At 71.9% G+C, this 25905-nt stretch carries 20 protein-coding genes; 7 read left to right on the top strand and 13 right to left on the bottom strand.

From position 1 onward, the window contains the following. The first annotated feature begins 223 nt into the window (after positions 1-223). Together IW256_RS08330 and IW256_RS08325 are read left to right on the top strand one after the other, a co-directional pair. Positions 224-604 carry an ArsR/SmtB family transcription factor gene (locus IW256_RS08330; RefSeq protein ID WP_420535396.1) on the top strand — a complete coding sequence of 127 codons (381 nt, stop codon included), beginning with the start codon at positions 224-226 and terminating at the stop codon, positions 602-604. Beyond that, positions 601-1263: an SRPBCC domain-containing protein gene (locus tag IW256_RS08325; RefSeq protein WP_197010396.1), complete on the top strand. Its 663-nt coding sequence runs from the start codon at positions 601-603 to the stop codon at positions 1261-1263. Before IW256_RS08330 ends, IW256_RS08325 begins: the two co-directional genes overlap by 4 nt. 154 nt (positions 1264-1417) lie before the next feature. On the opposite strand, the gene IW256_RS08320 is transcribed toward IW256_RS08325, so the two are convergent. From IW256_RS08320 to IW256_RS08290, 7 genes are all read right to left on the bottom strand, one after another. Then, the gene (locus IW256_RS08320) at positions 1418-3823 is read right to left on the bottom strand and encodes a serine/threonine-protein kinase (protein WP_197010395.1); all 2406 of its coding nucleotides are present in this window, start codon (positions 3821-3823) and stop codon (positions 1418-1420) included. Between the two features lie 116 nt (positions 3824-3939). Further along, positions 3940-4290, bottom strand: a complete 351-nt coding sequence (locus IW256_RS08315) for a hypothetical protein (RefSeq protein ID WP_197010394.1) — start codon at positions 4288-4290, stop codon at positions 3940-3942. A gap of 289 nt (positions 4291-4579) precedes the next feature. Further along, positions 4580-7795, bottom strand: a complete 3216-nt coding sequence (locus IW256_RS08310; RefSeq protein WP_197010393.1) for an alpha-L-rhamnosidase — start codon at positions 7793-7795, stop codon at positions 4580-4582. 231 nt (positions 7796-8026) lie between these two features. Beyond that, complete coding sequence (locus IW256_RS08305) at positions 8027-9286, bottom strand: ABC transporter substrate-binding protein (protein ID WP_197010392.1); 1260 nt, start codon at positions 9284-9286, stop codon at positions 8027-8029. 63 nt (positions 9287-9349) lie between these two features. Continuing rightward, positions 9350-12124, bottom strand: a complete 2775-nt coding sequence (locus tag IW256_RS08300) for an alpha-L-rhamnosidase (protein WP_197010391.1) — start codon at positions 12122-12124, stop codon at positions 9350-9352. After that, positions 12121-12942, bottom strand: a complete 822-nt coding sequence (locus tag IW256_RS08295) for a carbohydrate ABC transporter permease (protein WP_197010390.1) — start codon at positions 12940-12942, stop codon at positions 12121-12123. Before IW256_RS08295 ends, IW256_RS08300 begins: the two co-directional genes overlap by 4 nt. Further along, complete coding sequence (locus IW256_RS08290) at positions 12939-13907, bottom strand: carbohydrate ABC transporter permease (RefSeq protein ID WP_197010389.1); 969 nt, start codon at positions 13905-13907, stop codon at positions 12939-12941. Before IW256_RS08290 ends, IW256_RS08295 begins: the two co-directional genes overlap by 4 nt. 161 nt (positions 13908-14068) lie before the next feature. On the opposite strand from IW256_RS08290, the gene IW256_RS08285 reads away from it, so the two are divergent. Next, positions 14069-14968: an AraC family transcriptional regulator gene (locus IW256_RS08285; RefSeq protein ID WP_197010388.1), complete on the top strand. Its 900-nt coding sequence runs from the start codon at positions 14069-14071 to the stop codon at positions 14966-14968. 40 nt (positions 14969-15008) lie between these two features. Here IW256_RS08285 and IW256_RS08280 read toward each other — a convergent pair whose 3' ends face one another. Then, positions 15009-15551: a hypothetical protein gene (locus IW256_RS08280; RefSeq protein ID WP_197010387.1), complete on the bottom strand. Its 543-nt coding sequence runs from the start codon at positions 15549-15551 to the stop codon at positions 15009-15011. A 200-nt stretch (positions 15552-15751) separates the two neighbouring features. Here IW256_RS08280 and IW256_RS08275 point away from each other — a divergent pair, with 200 nt between their 5' ends. The 3 genes from IW256_RS08275 (at position 15752) to IW256_RS08265 (ending at position 18957) form a co-directional block, all read left to right on the top strand. Continuing rightward, entirely contained in the window at positions 15752-16975 is a 1224-nt protein-coding gene (locus IW256_RS08275; RefSeq protein ID WP_197010386.1) for a lipase family protein, read from the top strand. Positions 16976-17152: 177 nt separating this feature from the next. Next, positions 17153-17749, top strand: a complete 597-nt coding sequence (locus tag IW256_RS08270) for a PadR family transcriptional regulator (RefSeq protein ID WP_197010385.1) — start codon at positions 17153-17155, stop codon at positions 17747-17749. Continuing rightward, positions 17746-18957, top strand: coding sequence for an FAD-dependent oxidoreductase (locus IW256_RS08265; protein ID WP_231403703.1), 1212 nt, complete (start codon positions 17746-17748; stop codon positions 18955-18957). The genes IW256_RS08270 and IW256_RS08265 overlap by 4 nt, the downstream gene beginning before the upstream one ends. 34 nt (positions 18958-18991) lie before the next feature. Here IW256_RS08265 and IW256_RS08260 read toward each other — a convergent pair whose 3' ends face one another. The 5 genes from IW256_RS08260 to IW256_RS08240 are packed head-to-tail and all read right to left on the bottom strand — an operon-like array spanning position 18992 to position 24492. Then, positions 18992-19978: an NAD-dependent epimerase/dehydratase family protein gene (locus tag IW256_RS08260; RefSeq protein ID WP_197010384.1), complete on the bottom strand. Its 987-nt coding sequence runs from the start codon at positions 19976-19978 to the stop codon at positions 18992-18994. Then, positions 19975-21504 carry a class I adenylate-forming enzyme family protein gene (locus IW256_RS08255; protein WP_197010383.1) on the bottom strand — a complete coding sequence of 510 codons (1530 nt, stop codon included), beginning with the start codon at positions 21502-21504 and terminating at the stop codon, positions 19975-19977. The genes IW256_RS08260 and IW256_RS08255 overlap by 4 nt, the downstream gene beginning before the upstream one ends. Next, a complete protein-coding gene (locus IW256_RS08250; RefSeq protein ID WP_307828797.1) occupies positions 21501-22712 on the bottom strand; it encodes a cytochrome P450 in 1212 nt (403 codons plus the stop codon). Before IW256_RS08250 ends, IW256_RS08255 begins: the two co-directional genes overlap by 4 nt. Further along, a complete protein-coding gene (locus IW256_RS08245) occupies positions 22709-23476 on the bottom strand; it encodes a glycosyltransferase family 2 protein (protein ID WP_197016179.1) in 768 nt (255 codons plus the stop codon). Before IW256_RS08245 ends, IW256_RS08250 begins: the two co-directional genes overlap by 4 nt. A gap of 14 nt (positions 23477-23490) precedes the next feature. Then, on the bottom strand, positions 23491-24492 hold the full coding sequence (locus IW256_RS08240; RefSeq protein ID WP_197010382.1) for a 3-oxoacyl-ACP synthase III family protein: 1002 nt from the start codon (positions 24490-24492) through the stop codon (positions 23491-23493). Positions 24493-24686: 194 nt separating this feature from the next. Between IW256_RS08240 and IW256_RS08235 the strand changes: the two genes are divergently transcribed. Further along, entirely contained in the window at positions 24687-25874 is a 1188-nt protein-coding gene (locus IW256_RS08235) for a cytochrome P450 (protein WP_307828796.1), read from the top strand. The last annotated feature ends 31 nt before the right edge of the window (positions 25875-25905 follow it).

Genomic DNA, 25905 nt, shown 5'->3' with positions numbered 1-25905 from the left:
GGAGCCACGCCGCACGCCGCGTACCCGTGCGCGACCTGGTTCAGCGCCGCACCGGCCAGCGGACCCGCCGCACGCGCGGCCACCGTGCGAACGCTCCTTGAAGCAGGAGATGCGGCGAGTGGCAGGGACGGCACCACCGGAAACCACTTTTTCACGCTTGACTTATATAAGTCATCACTGAAATAGTCGGGTCGTGCAAGCGTTCGATGTGTTGGGCGATCCCGTGAGACGCCGGATCCTGGAGTTGCTCGCCGACGGAGAGCAGACCGCCGGCGCGGTCAGCGATGCCATCAGGGCGGAGTTCGGGATCTCGCAACCGGCCGTCTCGCAACACCTGAAGGTGCTGCGCGAGTCCGGGTTCGCGACCGTCCGCGCGGACGGCACGCGGCGCCTGTACGCCGTCGACTCGGCGCCGCTGCAGGAGGTCGACATCTGGCTGGAGCGTTTCCGCGGGTTCTGGAACCAGCGCCTGGACGCCCTGGGGACCGAACTCGCTCGCGGCAAGCGGGAGCGCGGTGAACGAGACGAGAGCGCGGCCGGGACGACGCCCCCCGCGGGCGGCCGGCCGTCTCCGGACAACGAGAAGAACGAGGAGGACACGTGATCGACATCATCGACCAGATCAACGCCATCCACCGGGAGATCGGCGACCGGCCGGTCGCCTCGGGCGCGGGGCGGTCGCTGCTGCTTCGCCGCGTCTACGACGCCGACATCGAGGACGTGTGGAGCGCCTGCACCGAGGCCGACCGGATCGGCCGGTGGCTGGCCCCGATCGACGGGGATCTGCGGCCCGGCGGCAGTTTCCAGCTCAAGGGCAACGCCGGCGGGGTGATCCTGCGCTGCGACAGGCCCGAACTGATCAAGGTGACCTGGGGTTTCGGAGAGGGCATGGTCACCGAGGTCGAGGTGCGCCTGGCGCCCGCGCCCGGCCCGGACGGCGGCACCGTCCTGGAGCTGGAGCACGCCTCGCCCGCCGAGATCGTCGACGAGCTGGTGCGCGCCCACGGTCCCGGCGGCACGATCGGGATCGGCGGCGGCTGGGACCTCACGCTGCTCGGCCTCGACCTGTATCTCCACGACACCGCGTTCGACCCGGCGGCCTTGGAGGACACGCCCGAGCTGAAGGAGTTCGCGACCCGCAGCTGCCAGGCGTGGGGCGCCGCCGTCCAGACCGCCTGGGGAACCGGCGACGACGACCTCGCCGCGGCCGTCGCGTTCGCGACGCAGCACTACGCTCCCGACGCCACCGGAGACGAGCGGTGAGCTGAGGGGACCAGGCGCCCGGACGGCGAGCACGGCACCCACCGCGTACGGCGTCCTCACGGAGCTGCCGAGCCTCTGGCGGAGGACCTTCGGCAGCCGCCGGACGGACGACCTTATCTCGCCGTCCTGGAACGTCGTCCGGGACGGGTGACCGTCAGCGGCTCTCCGCCTGGCCGGCGAACCAGGCGTGCCAGTCGCGGGCGTTCAGGACGTCGGGGTGGTCCGCTCCGAGCACCCGTTCCCGGTCGGCGGCGACCTGGGCCATCAACCGCGCCGCCTCCCCGACATCAGCATCACCGACGAAACGCGCATGCCAGTAGCGGGACTTCAAGGTCTCGGGGTGATCTCCCCCGAGCACCCGTTCCTGGTCGGCGGCGAGCCGGGCCCACAACCGCGCCGCCTCCCCCGCATCACCGGATTCACCAACGAACCAGGCATGCCAGTCGCGGGACCTCAAGGTCTCCTCGTGATCCGGCCCGAGCACCCGTTCCCGGTCGGCGGCGACCCCGGACATCAACCGCGCGGCCTCGCCCACATCAGTGCCACAGGCGAAACGCGCATGCCAATGGCGGGAATGCAAGGTCTCGTCGTGGTCTGCTCCGAGCACCCGTTCCTGGTCCGTGGCGACCTGGGCCATCAGCCGCGCGCCCTCCGCCGCGTCACCAGCATCACCGACGAAACGCGCGTGCCAGTAGCGGGTGCTCAGGAGCTCGGGGTGGTCTCGTCCGAGGATTCGTTCCCGGTCGGCGGCGACCCGGGCCATCAGCCGCGCCGCCTCCGTCGGATCACCGGATTCGCCGACGAACCAGGCATGCCAATAGCGGGACTTCAAGGTGTCCGTGTGATCTGCTCCGAGCACCCGTTCCTGGTCGGCGGCGAGCTGCGCTCTCACCCGCGCCGCCTCCCCGGCGTCACCCACCTGGCCGACGAACCAGGCGTGCCAGTCGCGGGCGTTCAGGACGTCGGGGTGATCCGCTCCGAGCACCCGTTCCCGGTCGTGGGCGAGCTGAGCCATCAGCCGGGCCGCCTCCCCCGCATCACCGGATTCGCCGACGAAGCGGGCGTGCCAGTCGCGGGACTTGAAGGTGTCGGAATGGTCGGCTCCGAGCACCCGTTCCTGGTCGGCGGCGAGCCGGGCCATCAGCCGCGCCCCTTCCCCCAGGTCACCGGCCTGGCCTGTCAACCAGGCATGCCAGTCGCGGGACCTCAAGGTCTCCTCGTGATCCGGCCCCAGCGCCCGTTCCCGGTCGGTGGCGACCTCGGACATCAACCGCGCAGCCTCCCCGGCGTCACCGGCATCACCGACGAAACGGGCATGCCAATGGCGGGAGTCCAAGGTGTCGGGGTGGTCTCGTCCGAGGATTCGTTCCCGGTCGGCGGCGACCCGGGCCATCAGCCGCGCCGCCTCCCCCGCGTCACCGGCATCTCCGATGTGGTGGGCGTGCGATGCGAGGGCGGCGAGGTCGTCGGGGTGGATGCGCTCCCGCGGCCGTGCCAGGTAGTCGGCGACCTGCGCCGTTGACCACGCTTCCTTCTGCGGCCCCGTGGTGTCCGTGGTCGAGTGGGCGTGTTCTCGGCGGCGGTGCTGCTCGGCCTGCGGCGCCTCTGTTTCGGTGGAGCCGGAAGAAGGCTGCGGGGGGTTGGTGAAGAGTCTGGTCGGTGTGTGAACCACCGGAATCGTGGACGGGGTGCCCTTGTGGATGAGCGCGGCGATCTTCCCCGGCCACGGTGAGGTGCTCGGGAAGATTTCGGGCGGGCTCCAATGGGCGGTGATCTGTTCGATGAGCCGCGTCAGGGTGGGGCGGCCGGCGGGGGCCTTGGCCAGGCAGGACATGACCAGGTCGCGGACCGGGCCGTCCAGCCCCTCCAGGTTCGGGTCGCCGGCGACGATGCGATGAAGGATCGCCAGCGGAGGGCCCTCGCCGAACGGCGGGTTCCCGGTGGCCGCGAAGGCGACCACCGCTCCCAAGGCGAACACATCACTGGCCTGCCCCATCTGTGCGCCCTCGGCCTGTTCGGGCGACATGAAACCGGGCGTGCCCATCACCGTCCCGGTGGCGGTCAGCGTGGTCGAGTCCATCGCGCGCGCGATACCGAAATCGATCAGCCGCGGGCCGTCCATGGCCAGCAGCACGTTCGACGGTTTCAGGTCGCGGTGCAGCAGCCCCGCCGCATGGATGTCCTGCAACGCCTCGACCAGACCGATGAGCAGCGGCCAGACCGACTCCGGCGGCAGCGGCCCGCCCACGGCGATCGCCTCCAGCAGGTTCGGTCCCGGAACGTAGCTCGTCGCGATCCACGGCGGGTCGCCCGCGGCATCGGCCCCCACGACCGGGGCGGTGAACGCACCGCTCACGGCCCGCGCCGCCGCCACCTCCCGTTCGAAACGGCGCCGGAACTCGGCCTGCCGCGCCAGATGCGGATGCACCAGCTTCACCGCCACCGCACGCCCGCTCGGTGACTGCCCCAGGAACACCCGTCCCATCCCGCCCTCACCCAGACGGCCCCACACCGTAAAAGGCCCGACCCGCTCCGGGTCTCCCGCCAACAGCGGTTCCATCCGCTCCCCTCACGCCAGCGCCATCCCGGCCGTACCGCCCCCGTCCGTCCACCACCGCGCCGTCGAGCGGCTGCCGTGACGGACGGGGAGGGCCTTGATCGAGTCGTTGATCCGCTCTAGGACGGCTGGGCGTGGTCGGGGCAGAGCGTCTTGATCCACGCCCGGCCGGTCTCGCTGCCCGGCTCGCCGCAGACCTCGCAGGTGCGACGGGACTCGTCCCGGGCGGCCATCAGGATCGCCCTGACCTGAGCGCCGAGTTCACGGGTGATGCCGAATTCGCCGGTGACAGGGTCGACGTAGACGCTCAGGTTGACGTCCGGCATGCCGAACTTCTCCTTGATCTGAGCCACCTGGTAGTTCGGCAGCACGGCGATGAGTTCGGCGTGGGTCCGCATCAGGATGCCGTGCCACCCGGGGCCGACATGGTCGAGGTACTCGGGTATCTGCCTGTCGGCCAGGTTCGTCATGGAACCGATTCTGCCCGGATCGCACTGCCGAGGCCCTGCCGAATTCGGTTCCCCGGGATCAAGCGCGGCCCGTCCGGGCCGGGCGTGCGGCCTGGGGGCCGGTCCCGGCCCGGCCGCCCTGCCCGGCCCCGGGGCGGCGGCCCTCTACGGTCAAAGCCGACCGGCAGCAGTGCGTGTGCAGCGTGCTGCCGGTCGGCCTGATCCCCATTTCACGACCGCCGGTCTTCTAGAGGTGGCGGTCGCCTTCCGCGTTACGGTGCTTCATCGCGTGCCGTAATGGTGCTCCCTATCAGCCGTTCGTCGCGGTGAAGGTGAATCGCCCTGACGGCACCGAGTAGATGGCGTACTTGCCTTCGTTCCGCAGGAACGTCGCTCTGGCCGGTGCCTGAACCTTGTCGTGTCCCTCGGTGGGCACCCGCACTTCGGCGACGGTGTTGGCCGGGACGGTGATCTGCAGTTCGAACCGGTCGCCGGACTTGGTCCAGGCGCTGCGGGCGGGGCCCTGGGGAGTATTGTAGTCGCCCTTGACGTAGCGCAGGTCCCCCACGGGCTTGGGCTGGATGATCAGTTTGTCGTAGGCAGTGGCACCGTCGGCCGGGCGGATGCCGGCCAGGTGGGACTGGAACCACTCCTCGATCTGGGCGAGGATCATGTGGTTCTTGGAGTCGCCCCGGGTCCAGCGTTCGCCGATGGTGGTCATGCCGCCGGGGTTGGCGGTGGTGGACTCCATGAAGAAGCCGTAGCCGGGCTGGTCGTCCTCCTGGAGGAGATCCCAGAGGACGTCGTCGCGGTCACCTTCGGCCAGGGCGCGGACGGTGGGGGCCATGCCGATGGTGCCGCCGCTGAAGTGCGGGCCGTCGCCGTTGGGATGGAACGCGTAGACGAGTTCGACCAGGGCGTCCAGGACGCTCTCGCGCTTGTCGTCGGGTACGAGGCCGGCGTCCAGGGCCAGGGCCTGGGCGGTCTGGGTGGCTCCTTCGGAGCCGGCGTTGCCGGTGGCGGTGTAGCGGCCGAGCGAGTCGTTGAAGAACGCCTTGTTGAACGCCTGCTTGATGTCGGAGGCCAGCTGCCGGTACTCGCGGGCGTCGGCGGCGTGGCCGGTCAGTTCGGCCATGCGGGCCATCTTGCTGATCATGAGGTGGTAACCCCAGGTACCGGTGATGCGGCCCGAGGTCTGGTCGGCGGCGACCCAGTCGGCCAGTGCGGCGTTGACGATGTGCTCGTCGGCGCCGGTGCCGACCTTCTCGCGCCGGATGTAGTCGATGTACTTGACCATCTGGTCGTAGTAGGTGGTCATCGTCTGGGTGTCGCCGTACAGCTCGTACAGGAAGGACGGCACCAGGACGATGGCGTTGCCCCAGTTGATCTCGTCGCCGAAACGGCCGGAGTAGCCCCAGTCGTACACGGGGGTCTTGAGCGCCACGTTCCCGGCCATGGGGGTGTCGGCGATCGACTGGCCTTCGACGAGGTGCCGCATGGTGGTGCGCATGTAGGCGGCGAGTTCGAAGTTGCGGTGGATGGCGCCCATCGGCATGGTGTAGTCGGCCGGGTACGAGAGCTTCTCGCGGCCGGGGCAGTCGGTGAAGACCGACATCATGTTGCCGGCGATGGAGTAGCGCGACATCTTGTGGATGCGGTTGATGCGCGCGTTGGAGCTGGTGAACGTGCTCGCGGCGGGGGTGTCGGCTTGCAGGCGGACGCCGGTGACGAGGTCGCGGGTCGGCTCGTGGCCGTCGGGCAGCCCGGTGACCTGCACCCATTGCATGCCGAAGTAGTTGAAGTCGGGGTGCCAGGATTCGCCCTGCCGGCCGCCGTGGGCGGTGTAGGTGTTGAACAGGTCGGTGCCGCGGGATCCGCCGCCGCCCATGAGGGAGGCCTGGTTCACGGTCCCGTCGGCGTTGAGGGACTCGGCCGGGGCCACCTTGACCGTCGTGCCGGCGGGAAGCCGGCCCAGGTCGAGTTCGGGCCAGCCGACGATGTTCTGGCCGAAGTCGAACACCCAGGTGCCCGGGGCGGGATTGGTCATCTTGACCGGGGTCAGCCTCTCCTGGACGACGATCGGCTCGGCGGTCCGCGCGACCAGCCTGGTCGCGAGGTTGGGCGGCGGGGCGATGCCCGCGCTGGTCCATCCCATGGCCGTGCCGTCGCGCCGCCTGGCGGACGGGGTCAGGTCCGCGCCGGGCAGGTTCCATCCGGGCTGCTCGCGGCGGGCGTCGTAGTCCGAGCCCGAGTACCAGGCGTCGGTGACCAGGGGCCCCAGGGCGGTACGCCAGGTCCGGTCGGTGACGATGACGTTCGTGCCGCCGTCGCTGTAGGTGATCTCCATGCGGCCGATGAAGCGGGGCGTCACCGCCGCTCCGGCGGAGGCGTCGCTGGCCGCGATGTTGTTGCCCGAGCCGGTGACCTTGGCGCCGGCCGCGTGCGCGCTCGAGAGCGCGGGGGTGAAGGTGATGCCCGTCCCGTCGGCTCCGGCGGTGCCGATGGCGGTGATCCTCCGGGATTCGAGGCGGTCGCCGCCGTCGCCGGTGTCGATGTTGATGGTGCCGCCGACGTGGTACCCGGTCACGCCGTCGAGCTTGACCGTGGTGGCTCCGGCGGCGGCCTGGGCGGCCAGCGTGCCGTTGCCCTTGAGCTGGCTCTGCCACCAGGAGTAGGGCGAGGTGCGTCCCACGGAGGGATTGGTGACGCTGCGGCGCACGTAGGCGGGTCCGTTGCCGAGTTCCACGCCGATGGTGTTGCCACCGGTCCGCAGGGCCTTGGTGACGTCGTAGGTGCGGTACTCGCTGGAGAGCTGGTAGTTGGAGTTGCCGGGCGCCAGTACCTCGTCGGTCAGTTCCCTGCCGTTGACCGTGGCGTGGTGCAGGCCGACGCCCGACAGGTAGAGGCGGGCGTCTGCGATCTTCTTTCCGCGCGGCACGTCGAACGGGCGGGCGAAGACGGGCATGGGCTGGTTCTCGGTGCGGTCGGGATAGTCGATCCATCGGGCGGCGCCCCAGTCGCCCTGCTGGAGGAGGCCCATCGACCAGGTGGCCGGGGCCGACCATCGGGAGGGGCGACGGTCGGCGTCCCAGACCCGTACCCGCCAGGCGACCGTGTCGCGGGAGCGCAGCTCCCCGCCGAACACGACGCGCTGCTGGGCGCCGCTGATCCGGCCGGTCCGCCAGATCAGGTCACCGGCCCTGAGCTTCTGTACGCTCCCGGCCGCCTGGACCTCGAAGGCGGTCTGCCGGTCGCCCGGGCAGGCGGTCTTCGCGCCCGGCCGGTGACAGGGGTGTGCCCTGGCCTGAGCGGTCTCGGCCATCTGCCAGCTCAGGGTGGGACGCGGGTTGTCCAGCCCCCGCGGGGAGTCGTAGCGTCCGTCCACGCCGAGGTGGACGGCCTCGACGGCGCCGTCCCGGCCTTGAGCGGCGGAAGCACTCCCGCACAACGACATGACCACGAGCATCGCGGTGCCGGTCGCGGTCAGAGCGCGTCTGGAGCGTCTGGAGCGTCTGGTGGATGACATGGGGACTCCTTTCATCCGGGCGATAGGGGCCTCGGCCGGGCGACCGCTCTCCGCCGTGCGGTGGTCGCGTCTGGAGGGGCGGCGAGGCACGGCGGCGTTCAGAGGCGTTCGCGGGCAAGCGGGCGCGGCGCTCCGGGCGACGACCATGGGAGCGCTCTACGGGAAGCGCCGCGGATCAGCGGGCGAGCGTTCCGCTCCGGCACGCACGCCGGAGCGGAACGCGATCGCTGCTTACTTCTCCTTGTACGCGTCGTCCATCTGGCGCAGGACGGCGTCCGGGTCGGCCTTGCCGGCGAACATGTTCTGGACGCCGGTGAAGTGGGCCTGCTGCACCTTGGGGTTGGGCCAGAACTGGTCCATGAACGGGACGGTCTTGCCGGCCTTCTGGAAGTCGACCAGCGGCTGCAGGGTGGGGTCGAGCTTGAACTGGTCGTTGGGGATGCTGGGCAGGTTGCCGGTCGCCGAGGCGTAGGCGTTCATGCCTTCCGGGGTGGCCAGGAAGTCGATGAACCTGGTGGCCAGCTCGGGGTTCTTCGCCTTGGCGTTCATGGCGAAGGCGCCGCCGGCGGCGCCGGGCATGCGGGTCTGGGCGGCGTCGTCGGTGGCCGGGACGGGGAAGAGGCCGAACTCGGCGCCCTGCGGGGCTTCGGACTTGACCTGGCTGAGTGTGGAGGTGACCTGGATCGCCGCGACCGCGTCGCCCTTGGCCAGTTGCGACACCGAGGTCTCGAACGAGGTGCCCAGGGGGTCCTTGGAGAAGCAGCCGCGCTCGTTCATCTCCAGGTACTTGTCCATGGCGGTCTTCCAGCCCGAGCCGGCGAACGTGGCCGCCCCGGACCTCATCTTCTGGTCGAAGGACGGGTCGGTGGCGTGGACGGTGGTGGGGACGAGGGCGTAGTCGACGAGCTGGGTGACCCAGTCGGTCTGGTTGCCGAGGGCGAAGGCGACCTTGCGCTTGGACTTGGCGGTGTCGCAGAAGGCCAGCAGCTCGCGCCAGGTCGTCGGCGGCTCGGCGCCCACCTCGTCCATGGCCTTCTTGCTGTAGAGCCCGCCGATGCCGACGAACGTCAGCGGGACGACGTAGGTCTTGCCGCCGACCTGGGTGACCGGTTTGATCCCGGGTGGGATCCGGGTGGCCCAGGAGCGTCCGGACAGGTCGGCGAGGTAGCCGGTGGGGGCCAGCACCTCGATGGCGCCGGGGTTGCCGTTGCCGGGCCAGGCGAAGAACACGTCGGGCGCGGTTCCCGAGGACAGCTGCGTGCGCAGGGTGCCCTGGTACTGGTCGGTGTCGGAGTAGGAGGTGGTGAACTCCGTACCGGGGTTCTTGGCCTTGAACGCCTTGATGACGGCCTCGGTACCGGCGCGGTCGGTGGCCACCGCGGCGATCCGCAGGGCGTCCGAGCCGCCGGAGGAGTCGACGCCGCTGCTGCACGCGCCGGTGACGAGAACGCCCGCGGCCAAAGCGGCCGTGAGCCGGGGGACGGGACTCATGCGGAGTCCTCCTCGGGGGGTGACAGGGGGTGGACGGAGAACGACGGAAGCGGGGCGGGCGGGTCAGCGTCGCGGAGCCGCGGCGCTGAAGTGGTAGGTGCCGGAGTCCAGGCGCACGACGAGTTCCTCGGGAAGGCTGCCGACGATGTCGACGCCGCGTTCAGGCAGCCCTCCCCGGCTTTCGTGGACGCTTCGAGGATCGGCCGTGGGAATGTGCAGGGTGGCCTGGGCTCCGGGCGGCACGGTGACCTCGACGCGCAGGTCCAGGGGTCCGGAAGCGGGATGGAGCGACCAGCCGCAGGCGGCGGTGCCCAGCGGGGTCTCCTGGCGGGCGCGGGCCCAGGTGAGCCGTCCGCCGACGTTCGGGCGCAGCAGCAGATGCCGGTAAGCGACGGAGTCCGGGTGCTGGTCGATGCCTGCGACGCCGCCGTACAGCCAGTCGCCGACGGAGCCGAGACTGTAGTGGTTGAACGAGTTCATCGCCGGTGATTGGAACCCGTGCTCCTCGGTCCAGCCGTCCCAGCGCTCCCAGATCGTGGTGGCGCCGTGCCGGATCGAGTAGGCCCAGGACGGATAGGTGTCCTGGTGCAGCAGCGCGTACGCCAGGTCGGCGCGGCCGTGCTCGGCGAGGACGGGGCACAGCAGCGAGACCCCGACGAAGCCGGTGGTGAGGTGGTGCCCGCGGGCCTCGATGTCGGCGGCCAGGTGGGCGACGGCGGCCGGCACCAGCCGTTCGGGCATCAGACCGAAGGCGAGCGCGAGCAGGTAGCCGGTCTGGGTTCCGCCGGCGACGCGGGCCTCGCCCCCGAAACGTCCCGTGCCGGTGTCGACGAAGTTGCCGACGAACGCGTCGCGCACGGCCTCGTGCAGGGCGCCGAAGCGTTCGGCGTCGGCGTCCCTCCCGAGGGTCCGGGCGGCATGGGCGACGATCTGCGTACTGCGGGCGAAGTAGGCGGTGGCCAGCACCTCGCGCGGGGTCTCGGCGTCCACCTGGAGCCAGTCGCCGTAATGATTGCCCACCCGATGCCGCCACACCAGGTCGGGATTGTGGCGGTGCACGTGGCCGACCCAGGCGGTCATCGCGGCGTACGAGCGTTCCAGGACCCGGCGGTCACCGTAGGCCCGGTACAGGTGCCAGGGGATGATGACGCCGCCGTCGCCCCACGCGGGGGCGCCCCCTCGCTCGATGCACAGTTTGGGCGCGACATCGGGGAACGCGCCGTCGGCGTCCTGGGCGTCGACGACATCGCGCATCCAGCGGGCGAAGAACGCTCCCACGTCGGCGTTGCGGCAGGCGGTCGGCAGGAAGACCTGCGCGTCGGCGAGCCAGCCGAGGCGCTCGTCGCGCTGCGGGCAGTCGGTGGGGACGGCGACGAAGTTGCCGCGCTGGCCCCAGCGGATGTTGGCGTGCAGCCGGTTGACGGTCTCGTCGGAGCATTCGAACTCCCCGGTCAGCGGGGTGTCGCTGTGCAGCACCCTTCCCACGACGTCGTCGGGGCGCAGCTCGCCCGGGTAACCGGACACCTCCACGTACCGGAACCCGTGGAAGGTGAACCGCGGCTCGAACACCTCCACCGAATTCCCGGCGGCGACGTAGACGTCGGTCGCCTCGGCGGTTCGCAGGTTCGCCAGGTACAGCTCGCCGTCGGCGAGCATCTCGGCATGCCTCAGCCTGACGCGCCGCCCCCGTTCGGCACCGCGGACGGTCAGCCGCACCCGGCCGACCATGTTCTGCCCCAGGTCGACGATGTGGTGCCCGCCGGGACGGCGGACCACCGAGCGGGCGGGCACGTCCTCGGTCACCCGCACCGGCTCGTCGGGCGCCGCCCGGAGGACGCCGGTGTCCCGGTCGAGTACGGCGGCCGCGTTCCATCCGGTGCCGTCGTGACCGGGACGGTCCCAGCCCGGAAGATCGTCGCGGGCGTCGACGCACTCTCCCATCAGCAGGTCCGCGTACGTGATCGCTCCGGTGCGTTCTCGCCAGCGGTCATCGGAGACGATCCAGCGCCGGGAACCGTCGGCGTGGTCCAGCAGGACCTGCACGATCACCTGCGGCGCCTTGCCGTAGTGCTGGGCCTGGTGGCGCGAGTCGAACCCGACGAACCCGCTCCACCAGCCGTCCGCCAGGACCGCCCCCAGGACGTTCTCGCCCTCTTCGAGCAGTTCGCTCACGTCGTAGGTCTGGTACAGGATGCGCCGGTCGTACTCGGTCCAGCCCGGTGCCAGCTCGGCGTCACCGACGCGCCGGCCGTTCAGCCGCAGCTCGTAGACGCCGCGGGCACTGGCGTAGATCCGCGCCCGCACCGGCCGCCGATCGCCCAGGTCGAAGGAACGCCGCAGGTGGGAGCACGGAAGCAGGTGCCGGGTGCGGTCGGTGCGGTCCTCGTCGTCGGGCGGGTCCATGACGGTCGCGGTCTCGGCGTCACGCCCGATCCACGCGGCGCGCCATTCGCCGGGGTGCAGCAGACCGGTCTCGAACCACGAGTCCGCGCGGCCGGCCGCGGCCCCTCCGGCGTCCCACACCTCGACCCGCCAGTGGTAGCGGGTGGAGGATTGCAGCGGCGGCCCGTCATAGGGGACCAGGACCCCGTCGGCCGACTCCCGCCGGCCGGTGTCCCAGATGAGCCGTTCCGCGTCGTCCAGATCCCGGCGGTCCAGCGCCGCGGTGATCCGGTAGGAGGTCTGGGCGTCGCCCCGGCGGGACGACCGGAGCTTCCACGACAGGCGGGGCGACGGCTCGTCCAGGCCCAGCGGCGTCTGCACCATCTCGCAGGTGAGCCCGTACGGGGTCAGGCCGTCCTGGGTGAGCGACTCTGCGTTCGGCAAGAGGGTGGTCATCCTTTCAGTCCCCCGGCGAAGCCCTTGATGATGTGGCGCTGCATGAGGAAATAGACGGTCAGGATCGGGATCATCGCGATGACCAGCCCGGCGAACACCAGATTCCACTGCGAGACGAACTGGCCGATGAAGCCGAAGATGGCGACGGGAATGGTCTGCTGGTCACTTCCGGAGAGGTACAGGAAGGGTGTGAGGAAGTCGTTCCAGACGAAGATGGCGTTCAGGATGACGACGGTGCCGGTGACGGGGCGCAGCAGCGGGAACACCACCCGCCAGAACACCTGGAACGGGCCGGCGCCGTCGATGAGCGCGGCCTCCTCGAATTCGCGGGGAACGACGCGGAGGAACCCCACGTACAGGAAGGTCGCGAACGGCACCTGCAACCCGCTGTAGAACAGCACCAGCGACCACAGCGTGCCCAGCAGGTGCAGGTCCCGGATCGTCTGGTACAGCGGCAGCAGCGCCAGCTGGAACGGCAGCAGCAACCCCAGCATCACCAGCAGGAACGTCCACCGGGACCAGGACGCCGTCACCCGCGCCAGCGGAAAGGCCGCCATGGCCGACACCACCACGATGATCGCCACGCTGAGCACCGTCACCAGGACGCTGTTGACGATCGCGCCCGCCAGGCCCGCCTCCCGCCAGGCGTCGGCGTAGTTGCGCAGCGTCGGCGACGTCGTGGGAACGACGATGGAGGAACCGTCCCGGGGATCCCTCAGCGACAGGTTGACCAGGACGTACAGCGGGAACGCCATGACCGCCGTCACCGCGATCATGGCGATCTCGCGGAGCAGGGTGCGCGGACGGTAGCGGTTCACCGGACCGCCCTTTCCTGGCGGCGCAGCAAGCCGTACTGGCCGCTGGAGAAGATCGCGACGAAGACCGTCAGCACGATCGCCAGCGCCACGCTGTAGGCGTACTCGTTGAACTGGAAGGCGTTCTTGTAGATCAGCGTCGACAGCGTCTCGGTGGAGGTGCCCGGCCCCCCGCCCGTCATGACCCAGACCTGGTCGAACAGTTTCAGCCCGCCGATGATCGACAGCATCAGATTGATCGTCGTCGCCGGTGCCAGCAGCGGCAGCACCACGTGCCGGAACCGGCTCCACCCGGACGCGCCGTCGACCGAGGCGGCCTCGTACACCTCCCGCGGAATGCTCTGGAGGCCGGCCAGGAAGATCACCATCGAGTAGCCGGCGAACTGCCAGACGATCACGCCGATCACACTGCACAGCGCCAGCGTCGGGTCTCCCAGCCAGTTGCGCTGCCACGAGTCGGGGCCGACCGCGGCGATCAGACCGTTGAGCGCGCCCTCCGGGGCCAGCATGTACTTCCACAGCGCGGCCGTGACGACCGGCGTCATCACCGCCGGGGCGAACAGGAAGACCCGGAGAACGTTCCGGCTCTTGATGGTGCTGTGCACGCCCAGGGCCAGCAGCAGGCCCACGGCGTTCTGGACGACGGTGACCGCCACGGCGATGATGAGCGTCTGCCGCAGCGCCCCCCGCGCCGCCGGATCCTCCAGCATCTCGCGGAAATTGCCCAGGCCGGCGAAGTCCCTGGTGGGACTGAGTCCGTCCCAGTCGGTGAACGCGAACATCGCGCCCTGTGCACTGGGAAGCAACACCACGAAGGCGTACAGCCCCAGCGCGGGTACGAGGAACCAGACGGGCGCTCGCCGCCGTCCCCTCCCTCGCCGCAACAGCGCCGCGGCAGGGGCGGCGGACCTGGCCCGGCGATCGGGCGGCTCCGGTCGCTTCACCTCCCTCACCGAGCCCTGCGCCATCTGCGACCTCCTTCACGCGGACGTGACGGCCGGGTTGCCGTCACGTGGATCACACGCGGTCTAACCAGGGATGATGCGCCCACGGCAGCCAGCCTGGATAGCCCGGAATGGGCCAGCGCTAGCACAATGTTCGCTTCGGGGCCGGACGTTAGGGTGCGGTCATGAGCGGACCCCCCGTTGAAGAGATCAAGGGGCTGGTGTACATCACCGACGGTTCACTGGCCTACGCCGGGCACCACCTTCACCAGGACAGCCACCCCGTCCACACGCACAGCTTCGTCGAACTCGCCGTCGTCACCGGCGGCCAGGGAGTACACAAGTCACTCACCGGAAATCGGAGACTCCAGGTCGGAGACGTCATCCTCCTGCGGCCCGGAGTCTGGCACGGGTACGAGGAATGCCGCGGCCTCGACCTGTACAACTGCTGCTTCAGCACCGGCCTGCTGCAGCGTGAACTGGCCTGGACGAGAGAGGACCCTTTCCTGGGCTACCTGCTCTGGACCGGCCCGAACTCCATGCAACGCCGGGGAATGCTCACCACGCACCTGGACCCCGAGACGCTCAAGGAATGCGTGACCCATCTGGACGGCCTGGCCCAGCTGCGCCACGAGCCCGTGAACCGGCACCGCAGCGACATCATCGGACGTCTCTCGCTGTTCCTCGGCCACGTCGCCCGAGCCGTGGCCACCGACCTGGGAGGCGTACCCGGCGGGGAGGGGCCCGCGCATCCGGCCGTTCTGGAGGCCATGAGCCTGCTGGAGTCACGGCTGGCCCACAAATGGACCCTGGACGAACTCGCCGAGGAACTCCACCTGACGCCCCGCTACCTCATCCGCCTCTTCAAAGCGGCCACCGGCCTGCCACCGATGACCTATCTGGCCCAGCACCGAGTGGAAAAGGCCGCCTCTCTTCTCCTGCACACCGACCAGCCCATCACCCACATCGCCCAGACCGTTGGATGGGCCGATCAGAACTACTTCGCGCGCCGCTTCAAAGCCCATTACGGACTCACCGCCACCACCTACCGCCGGCTTTTCACCCACCGGCCGGTCCGGCTGTAGCCGATCTACGGCCGTCGCGAGACCCGTGTAGCCGGGGGCGTCAGGGGGCGGGTTCGCCCTCGGCGGCGTCGAGGAGACGGGCGATCATCTGGGTGGCGGCGTCATGGTCGTCGCTGAGCCGGTTGATGTGGTCGGCGAGCAGGAAGCAGGTCACTTCGAGGGCGTTCATCTCGGCCTCGGTCCAGGGGCCGTACTGGCGGCGCCAGAGGGTGGGGCTGACGCCGATGGCCGCGGCCGTCAGCATGGCGCTCATGGTCGGGATGGCCTCGGGACGGACGCTGCGGGGCATCTTGCGCAGCGTGTCGACCACGTACGGCACCACGTGCTCCATGACGTCGCTCTCGTTGGCCTCGTGGGCCTGGCGGAGCCATTCCATGTAGAGGTAGATGAGCGAGCAGGCGCCGTTGAGGACGTCGTCGGCGGCGTCGAGGTCGAACGAGCGGAGGAACCGCTCGATCAGCTCGCGCTCGGCCGGGTCCTCCCGGCGCTCCTCGCGGACCTGCTTGAGGCGCGAGTCCAGGATGAGCAGGGCGGTGCCCAGGTCGCCGACCGGCGCGCGCCGGGGGTCGAACGCGGAAACCATGGCTGACTCCGACCGTCGGGTGACGTTTCGTGTTCGTACCGTAGCCCTCCGTGGGCGACGCTGTCCCGTGCTTGGCCATAAGTGAGTACTGACGGGGTCAAGTCGTTGGCCGGTCGTGTAGTCCGTCCCCCGCGCCCTGGCAGATCATCACCGTCGACGCCGCCCCGTCCCGGCGGCGTGACCGTGAAGGAAGGCTGCCCATGAGACCAGGCAACAGGCGCGGGTCGCTCCTCGCTGCGCTGGTGAGCGCGCTCCTCGTGGCCGCGACGCTGACCGCGCCCGCCGCGCATGCCGCTCCCCCGCTCCCTCAGGAGGACCCCTTCTACCGACCCCCTTCGCCCCTCCCCGCCGGGAGTCCCGGCACCGTCATCCGGCGGGAGCCCGTCACCGTCCAGCTCGGACCCGGCATCCCGGCGGACGCGCGGGCCTGGCGGGTCATGTACCTGTCGACGGACGCCGAAGGACGGCGCAACGCGGTGACGGGCACCGTGCTGGTGCCCAGGGCGCCGTACGAGGGGAAGCGGCCGGTGGTCGGCTACGCCATCGGCACCCACGGGCTCGGCGACCAGTGCGCGCCCTCCTACGGCCTGCGGATCGGGCTCGACTACGAGGGCGTGTTCATCGGCGGGCTGCTGGCCAAGGGCTGGGCCGTGGTGGTCACCGACTACGAGAGGCTCGGCACGCCGGGCGACCACACGTACATGGTCGGACGCTCGCAGGGGCAGGCCGTGCTGGACTCGCTGCGGGCCGCCACCCGGCTCGCCGACGCGGGACTCCCGGCCGACTCTCCGATGGTGGTCACCGGGTACTCCCAGGGCGGTGCGTCCGCCGGATGGGCCGCGCAACTGAAGGCGGGGTACGCGCCCGAACTGGCAGTCAAGGGCGTGGCCGCGGGCGGTGTCCCCGCCGACCTGACCGAGGTCGCGAAGTCCCTGGACGGCAGCCTGTTCTTCATCCTGCTCGGCGCCGCGGCGGTCGGGATGAGCTCGGCCTATCCCGAGCTGCCGTTCGAGGAGCACCTCAACGCGCAGGGCAAGGCGCTCCTTGAGGACGCCCGTGACGACTGCATCGGCGAGGCGCTCGCCCTGGGCAAGGGCGCGTTCAAGAAGATGTCCGACCTGCTCGACACCGACCTGCTGAACACCCCGGCCTGGCAGGAGAAGCTCCGCGCCAACCGGCTGGGCGGCGGCGAGACCCCCGCGGTGCCGGTCTTCCAGTACCACGCGGTGTACGACGAGATGGTGGCGACCGGCCAGGCGAGAACGCTGCGGAAGGAGTGGTGCCAGGCGGGCGCCACCCTGCGGTGGAAGGAGTATCCGACTCCCGAGCACGCCCTGACCCTGGTCGCCGGGGCGAGTGATGCCACGGCGTGGCTGGCCGACCGGCTCGCAGGGAAGCCCGCATCCGCCAACTGCCCCGCCTGAGGCCGGGCGCGAAGATCCCGTCCGCGCGTTGACTTGCGGCGAGTCGCTGCCCTGACCACCTGGTCGGGCGACAACTCGCCGCAAGGCAACGTCTAGCCGCCAGGCGCCGAAAAGGGTCATATAGTTGGTATTGACTAATCGACACTAGATAGTTGATCCTGACTATATGGAGGTGGCGTGGTGAAGCGGCGCGCGGTGTCCAACCCGCTGGGGCTGGCGGTGCTGGCGTTCCTGCTCTGGGAGCCGATGCACCCCTACGAGCTGGGACGCCGACTCAAGGAGACCGACAAGGACCGCAGCTTCAAGTACAACCGGGGCTCGCTCTACATGGTGGTGGGCCAGCTGAAGAAGGCCGGGTTCATCACCGAGCAGGAGACCGTACGGGACACCCAGCGGCCCGAGCGCACCGTCTACGCGCTCACCGACGCCGGGCGGGAGGAGCTCTACGACTGGCTCCGGGAGCTGGTCGCGCAGCCGCGGGAGGAGTACCCGCTGTTCGGGGCCGCCCTGTCGCTGCTGAGCGTCCTCTCTCCCGCCGAGGCGGTCGAGCTGCTCGGCAGGCGGCTGGCGGCGCTGGACGCGCAGGCGGAGGAGACCCGCGCCGCCGTACGCGCCGCCACCGAGCAGGGGGTGGCCTGGGTGTTCCTGGTCGAGGAGGAGTACCGGCTGGCGGTGCTGGACGCCGAACGCGGGTTCGTCGCCCGGCTCATGGAGTCGCTCAGCGCGCCGGAGTACCTCAGCGAATGGCAACGGATCTTCGGGAGTCGATCATGACGGTCAGGACGGCACTGGTCATCGGGGGCGGCATCGCCGGCCCGGTCACGGCCATGGCACTGCGGCGGGCGGGCATCGAGCCGGTCGTCCACGAGGCGTACGCGAGCACGGCGGACGGGGTGGGCGCGATGCTGACGGTCGCGCCGAACGGGCTGGCCGCGCTCGACGTGGTCGGCGCGGGCGAGGCGGTACGGGCCGCCGGGCAGCCGATCACGGACTCGGTCCTCACCGACGGCCGGGGCAGGCCGATCGGGGTCATGCGGGGCCTGGAGGGGCTGCCGCCCGGCCGGGCGCTGTCACGGCCCGACCTCTACCGGGTGCTGCACGAGCTGGCCACGGCCGAGGGGATCCGGATCGAGTACGGCAAGCGCCTCGTGGACGCCCGGGAGGACGCCGGCGGCGTCACCGCGCGGTTCGCCGACGGGACCGAGGCGAGCGCGGACCTGCTGGTCGGCGCGGACGGCATCCGGTCGGTGGTCCGGACGCTGATCGACCCGGGCGCGCCCGGCCCCGCGCACGTCCCGCTGCTGAACGTCGGGGCGACCGCCGACGTCGTCGTGGACGCCGCGCCCGACACCGCCTACTTCGCGTTCGGCAAGCGGGCGTTCCTCGGCTACTGGACGCAGCCGGACGGGACCACGACGTGGTTCGGCAACATCCCGCACGAGGAGCCGATGACCTACGCGCAGGCGCAGGAGGTGCCCGCCGGGGAATGGCACCGGCGGCTCGGCGAGATCTACGCCGATGACCGGCCCGGCCGCGAACTGGTGGAGAACACCCCGCCCGGGCGGCTGGCCGTGCTCGGCACGGTCGAGATCATGCCGAAGGTGCCGCGCTGGCATCGCGGGCGGATGGTGCTGGTCGGCGACGCGGTCCACGCGCCCTCGCCCAGCTCCGGGCAGGGGGCGTCGCTGGCCGCCGAGAGCGCGGTCGAGCTGGCCCGGTGCCTGCGTGACCTGCCGGAGGTGCCGGACGCGTTCGCCGCGTACGAGCGGCTGCGGCGCGAACGGGTCCAGAAGGTGGCGGCGCGGGCGGCCCGGACCAACAACAGCAAGACGCTCGGCCCGGCCGGGCTGGCGATGATGAAGCTGATGATGCCGCTGGCGACGCGGACGTTCCTCAGCCCGGAGCGGACGCTCGGGCCCGAGCACCGGTTCCGGATCGACTGGGGCGCCCCGGTGGACGCGGCGCCGGCCGGCGCACGTTGACTCGCGGCGAGTCGCCCCCCCGGGGCCGCCAAGGTCAACGGACGGGCGGGAGCCAGGTGGCCGCCCCGGTGAAGTCGGTCTCCTCGGGCTTGTAGCCCAGGATCGTCCGGGCGGCGGTGATGTCGAGGGTGCGTTCGACCGCGAGGTGGCCGACGGCGTAGCGGGTGAGGCGGGGCGGCTCGGGGCGGCGGGCCAGCAGGAACGCGCCCTCGGCGGCGGCGGCGAGGCCGCGCACGGGCCGGGCGGGGAGGTAGACCGGGCGGGCCCGCACGCCGCGTTCGGACAGGACGGCCCGGAGCGCGCCGTCGAGCGTCACCGGCTCGGCGTCGGTGATGTTGAAGACGCCCGACCCGACCGGGCCGCACGCCGCCAGGAGGCAGCCCTGGACGAGGTTGCCGATCGAGGTGAGGCTGACCCGCTGCCGCCCGTTCCCCACGGCGAGGAGGACGGGGCCTCGCACGGACGACAGGACGCGGGGCAGCAGGGTGGTGTCGCCGGGGCCGTAGACCGCGTGCGGGCGCAGGATCAGCGCCTCGCGGCGGCCGGGGCCGCGCCACCGGGTCCGGCCGTGGCCGCGCATGACCGCCAGGACGGCGCGTTCCGCGGCGGCCTTCGACGCGCCGTAGGCGTTGAGGTGGCGGGCGGCGGGGGCCTCGTCCTCCTTGGCCATGACGGTCGGGCGGTGGGGGTCGTACACGCTGGCGGTGCTCACGTGGACGAACCGGGCCCCGGGGAACGTCGCGAGGGCGTTCCTGGTGCCGGTCAGGTTGGTGGAGAAGAACTCGGGCACCGGGCCCCAGTCGGTGACGCTTCCCGCGCAGTGGACGACGGCGTCCACGACGGGGGCGTCCCGCAGGGTGCCGCGGGTCAGGTCCCAGGAACGGTACGGCGCGCCGGCGACATGGCCGGGGTCCACGGCGGCGCGGCGGCCGTAGGCGCGGGTGTCGATACCGTGCTCCACCAGCGCCCGGCACACCGCACCGCCGACGAAGCCCGACGCTCCCGTCACCGCGACCCTCATGCCGTCCTCTCCCGCACCATCTCGCGCAACCGGTCCCGGTCGAGCTTGCGGCCTCGGCCGGAGCGGGGCAACCCGGGCAGCACGACGACGCGGTCGGGGAGCGCGTCGTGGTCGATGACCTCGGGCAGGCGGGCGGCGAGGCGTTCGGGGAGCCGTTCGCCGTCCCCGGCGACGGCCAGGACCACCTCCTCGTCCCCGGTGGCGGGGTCGGGCACGCCCACGATCGCGGCCTCGGCGACGCCGTCGAGCGCGGCGATGGCGGGCTCGTACAGGCCGGGGTAGAGGTTGAACTTGCCGCGGATCAGCATGTCCTTCTTGCGGCCGGTGAGGACGAGGCGCCCGGCGTCGTCCAGGCGCGCCAGGTCACCGGTCGGCAGTTCGTCCAATGGCGGGTCGCCCAGGTAGCCGCGGCAGAGGTTGGGGCCGGCCAGGTGCAGCTCTCCGTCCTCGGCGACGCGGGCCTTCACGAGGGGTTCGCCCAGCAGGTCGCCGCCGGCCCCCGAACGGGTGTGGGCGAGCTTGTCCTGGGCGGACGCGATCGCCACCGGGAGGATCTCGGTCATCGCGTACACCGACAGGACCTGCGCCGAAGGGCCGGTCGCGTCCAGGGCGCGGCGCAGGATCGCCGCGGGCGCGGGGGCGGCCCCCAGGAGAACGTGGCGCAGGGTTTCGGGGAGCCTCGGATGGGCGTCCAGGACCTCGGCCAGGTGGACGGGAACGCAGAAGGTGTGGGTCGCCCCTCGTTCCCGTAGCTGGCGGCCGAAATCCTCCGGTGAGCAGAAGAGCGGCGGCATCGACCAGCGCGCCCCCGAGATGAGGGTGGGCAGCCCCAGCATGAGCTGGTCGGTGTGGACGATGTCCCCCGGCCCCAGCGGAAGGCGCGTCCGGAACAGGTCCAGGGCGGCGGACAGGGACCCCTGGGTGTGGACCACCGCCCTGGGGGCGGCGGTGGTGCCGGAGGTGAAGATGACCGCGGCGGGCGCGTCCGGGTCCCCGGGCCCGGACGGCTCCGGCGCGTCCCCGGCCTGGGCGAGACGGCCGAAGGACAGGGCGCCGCGCGGTACGCCGGGAAGCCACCGCCCCACGTACACGTGCCGCATCCGCCCCTCCCCCGGGACCTCCAGGCCGGCGAGGTCGGGCAGCAGCAGCCCGCGGCGGCGGGCGTAGGCGCGGACGGGCCGCAGCCGGCTGCCCGCGTAGAGGAGGGACTCGGCGGCCGACCACCGGGGCCGGGCCAGGCGGAGGCGCGCCGCGAACATCTCCGGTCCCGCGCCCGGGTCGGCGAACACCACGACGCCCCCGGCGGCGACCACGCCCAGCGCCAGGACCAGCGACTCCGGCGACGGGCGTACCGAGAACAGCACGCCGTCCCCCGGTTCGAGGCCGGCGGTGACCAGGCCGTGGCGGACGGCCAGCACGCGGCGGCGCAGGTCGCCGTAGGTGAGCGCGTTGCCGTCCCCGGCGACCAGCGCGACCGCTCCGGGCGTCGCGGCGGCCTGCTCCAGGAGCCGCTGAACGAGGGTCATGCCGACCTCACCATCAGGCGCGCGTACGTCGGGATGAGCACGCCGCGGGCCGCCGCGCGCCCCGTGATCGTCAGGGGGGCCGCGTCCAGGACCGTCCGGACGACCGCGCGGGTCTCGGCCATGGCCAGCGGGTAGCCGATGCAGAAGTGCGGGCCCGCTCCGAACCACAGGCGGCGCAGCTCGGGCGGGTGCGCGCGGTCGGGGTCGAACGGCCCGTACGCGCGGCAGCAGTTGTGGGTGGCGATCAGGATCCGGTCCCCCGGCCGGGCCGCCACGCCGTCCAGGTCGGCGTCGCGGTGCACGCTGCGCAGCATGACCGGCGTCGGGGTGGTGACCCGCATGGCCTCGTCGATCAGCCGGTCGAGGCGGCCGGTGCGGGCGGTGGCGGGGCCGTCCAGGCGGCCCGTGTCGTGCAGCAGCGCGACCAGGCGCGGGACCAGCGTGGCGACGGTCTCGGTGCCGGTGAGGAAGAACGCCCCGGCCGCGCCGCGCGCCTCCGCCTCCGACAGCCCGAGTTCCCGCATGCGTCCCATCACCGTGGTGTCGCCGCCCGCCGCGTACGCCTTGGCCGCGATGTCGCCGAGCGGGTCGAGCACCGCGCGGGCCCGCCGGATCTGGGCCGGGGACAGCCGCCGGGTGCGCAGCGAGATCATCGAGACGATCCGTTCCCCCTGCTCGAACAGCCGCCGGTACGCGGCCTCGGCCTCGGCGCCCTGGCCGGTCTCCAGGCCGATGACCTCGCTCATCACCGCCCCGGCCAGCACCCGCGTGGTGTCCACCAGGTCGACGTCCGCGCCGCGCGCCAGCCGGCCGGCCAGGCGGTCCAGCGGGCCGGCCAGCACCCGGGCGCACAGGGCGTCGGTGTAGGAGGGGGTGAACAGCTCGGTCAGGCGGCGGCGCAGCGCGCGGTGCGCCTCGCCCTCCATGTTGAGCAGGACGGACGGGCCGAGGACGGGGGTCCACAGGTCGCCCGGCGAGCCCGGCCCGTCCTTGCGGAAGGTCTCGCCGTCCATCAGGATCCGGCGGGCGAGGCCGGCGTCGTTGACGACCACCCCGACGCCCGGCACCCGGACGGCCGGCCCGCGCCGCGCCAGGCCGCGCAGCAGCGGGTAGGCGAAGGGGTGCGCGGCCAGGTACAGCCTCCGCTCCCAGCCTTCCGCGCTCCGGCCCGCCAGGGCCCGGTCAAGGGTCTTCGGGGCGCCGGTCACCGGAGGTCCCCCAGCCGGATGTCGACGACCTCGGGCGTGTAGCGGTGGTCGGCGTACCAGCTCAGGGTGCCGACCAGCCCGTAGGCGCGCAGCCGCCGCACCGAGCCGTACACGACCATGTCCTTGCGCAGCCCGTACGCGGTGGTCAGCCGGCGCACCCGGTTGACCAGGGCGCGGTCCTCGTGGACGTCCTCGATCCTGGTGCGCGGGAAGCCGCCGGACCGGTCGTACAGCTCGGCGGTGATCGCGACGTTGCAGCCCGGCATCATCAGGTACGGGCCGAGGGCGAGCGGGTCCTGGTTGCCCGGCCGGATGCGCCCGAAGAAGGCCGCGATCCCGATGACGGCGGGCAGCAGCCGCCGTTCCCACAGCTTCAGCCGGAACTCGTCGGTGCGCGGGCGCAGCGGGCCGCTGACCATCTCCAGGCCCTCGCCGAACGCCCGCTTCACCGCGGCGATCCACTCCGGGCCGGGCAGGCAGTCGGCGTCCGTGCGGGCGACGTGCGTGGCCCCGGCGCCGATGGCGTGCCGGATGCCGGTGTCGGCGGCGGCGCCGGTGCCCTTCTGCGGCTCGGTGACCAGCCGCACCCGCGGCCCGGCGCCGTCCGCGGCGAACGCCCGGACGACGCCGGCCGTGCCGTCGGTGCTCCCGTTGTCGACCACGACCACGGTGAAGCCGGTGTCGGTCTGCTCGGCCAGGCGGCGCAGCGTGGCGCCGATCGAGCGTTCCTCGTCGTAGGCGGGGATCACCACCCACAGGTCCATCGGCACGGCCCCCCTCACAGCTCGGCGAAGGTGACGCCGAGGCTGACACCGCCCGCGAGCCCGACCAGGGCGACCCGGTCGCCCGGCCCGCACCGCCCTTCCCGCAGCGCCGTGTCCAGCTGGAACGGCAGCGAGGCCGACGCCAGGTTGCCGTGCTCGGGCAGCGTCACCACCAGCCGGCCGGCGGGGATGTCCAGGATCGACCTCAGCAGCTCGGTGTAGCGGGCGGTCACCTGGTGGACGCAGACGACGGCGAAGTCGTCCCAGGTCAGGCCGGTCTTCTCCAGGGCGGTGAGAAAGATCTCGGGGCCGTTCCCGACGAAGGCGTCCTTCAGCCGGCGCCCGTCGCCGCTGAAGTAGGTGAACTCGGGATCGCGGGGATGCATGGAGCCGCCGGCGGGCAGCGTGCCCACCCGCCAGGCGCTGGAGACCGCGGCGAAGTCGCGGTAGAAGATCCCGCCGTCGGGGGCGGCCTCCACCAGCATCGCCGCGCCGGCGTCGGAGAGCGTGTAGCCGGCGAAGGCGTCGGCGAACTGCGCCCGGTCGCGCACGTTCCAGCGGATCGCCCGGGACGGGCTCTCCCCCGTGCACACCAGCACCCGCTCGTGCTGGCCGGTGCGGATCAGCGCGTCGGCCATCTGCAGGCCGTTGAGGAAGCTGTTGCAGGCGTTCTTGACGTCGAAGACCGGGCAGGACGCCCCCAGCTTCGCGGCGACGATGTGCGCGGTCGCCGGCTCGATCAGGTCCTGCGAGGCGGAGCCGAAGATCAGCAGGTCCAGCCGGTCCGGGCCGAGCCCGAGCTCGTCCAGCAGGCGGCGGGCCGCGGCCACCGCCAGGTCCGACGCCTGCTCGCCGTCGCGCATGACGTGGCGGGCGGCGATGCCGGTCATCCGCTCGACGATGGTCGGATGCGGCCGGTAGCCAGGGCTCTCCGCCCGTACCCGCGCCTCCACCTCGGCACTGGTAACCGTGCGTTCGGGCAGGTGGGCGGCCACCCCCGCGATCCGGGCTCTCATGATCGGGTCCCGCTTCCTGTAGATCCGTCGTCGGCGTGCCGCCAGCCTCGCGCGCCGCGCGCCCGCCTGACCAGGGGAACCCTACGGAACCTCACGGGAGCACTTCACCCCAGGTCGGGATGAGTATCACTACTCACCCTTATAAAGCGGTATGCGCTGTCGGACCACTCGGGTCGGGGTTGCACACTTTCGGGGTGATCAGGACGAACGCCAAGGCGGCGGCCCGGCATGAGGCCCGGCTGCTCTGGAACGGCAACAAGGGGCTCTTCGCACTGCTGGAGGCCGCGCGGCACACCGGGCCCATCACGCGCGTGCCGAGGCTGGGGTGGGTGGTGACCGACCCGTTGCTGGCCCGGCGGGTGCTCAACGACCACGCCGGCTTCAGCATGGTCGGCGAGGGCGGGGTCGGCCACATGTGGGCGCAGCTCTTCGGGGACGAGATGGGGCGGTTCTTCGGGGGCGCCCGGCACGCCGAGGTGCGCACCCGGGCCCGGGACCTGTTCACCGAGGACAGCGCCCGCGAGCTGGTGGAACGTTCGCAGGGCGCGCACTACGCCCGGCTCGCCGAACGGCTGGCCGGCGGGGAGACGGTCGACGTCGCCGACACGACCCGCGTGCTGGCCGGACGCCTGGTCGCCGACCTCCTGGGGCTTCCCGCCGGCCGGGACGACGACGCCTACCGGAGGGTCTTCGCCGCCGGGGAACGCCTGGCCGGGCTGGCGATGGGCACCACCGCCTCCACCGAGCTGGACCCCGCGGTGCTCGCCCGGGCGCGGGCCATCGTCGGCGAGATCACCGCCGGGGTCGAGGACGCCTACCGTACCGCCGGGACCGGCACCATCCTGGGCCGGTGCCGCGAGATGGACCTGGGGCTCCCGCTCGCCCGCGGGCTGGCCACCCTGCTGGCCATCGCGGGCACCGAGACCGGGGCGTCGGGCACCTCCCGCACGGTCGCCCTCCTCCACGACACCGGCCAGCAGCGGCTCCTGCTGGACGACCCCGGGCTGATGGAGAACGCGGTACGGGAGGGGCTGCGCGTCTCCACCCCCGCCGCCGTCATCGGACGCCACGTCGCGCGCGACACCACGGTCGCGGGGCGGCGGCTGGAGGCCGGGGAGCGGATCCTGCTCCTGACCTACCGGGCCACCGGCGCCGTCGGCCCGTTCGACGTCAAGCGCGACTACGTGCCCGAGACGCGCCAGCTGTGGTTCGGCGGCGGGCGCCACCTGTGCCTGGGCGCGGCGGTCGCGCGGACGCAGGTCACCCGGATGCTGGAGACGCTGCTCGCGGCGGGCCGCCCGTACCGGGTCGTCTCCCGGCGCGCCGCCTCCCGGGTCCTGGTCCCGACGTACGCGACCCTCCGCGTGAGGACGGTCTCATAACGCGTTCCAGGTCACTGGTTCCCCTTTCGCG

This window comes from Actinomadura viridis, assembly GCF_015751755.1.
Classification (GTDB): Bacteria; Actinomycetota; Actinomycetes; order Streptosporangiales; family Streptosporangiaceae; genus Spirillospora; species Spirillospora viridis.
Note: the sequence above shows the minus strand (reverse complement) of the source record. Positions and strands in the feature narration are given on the sequence as shown.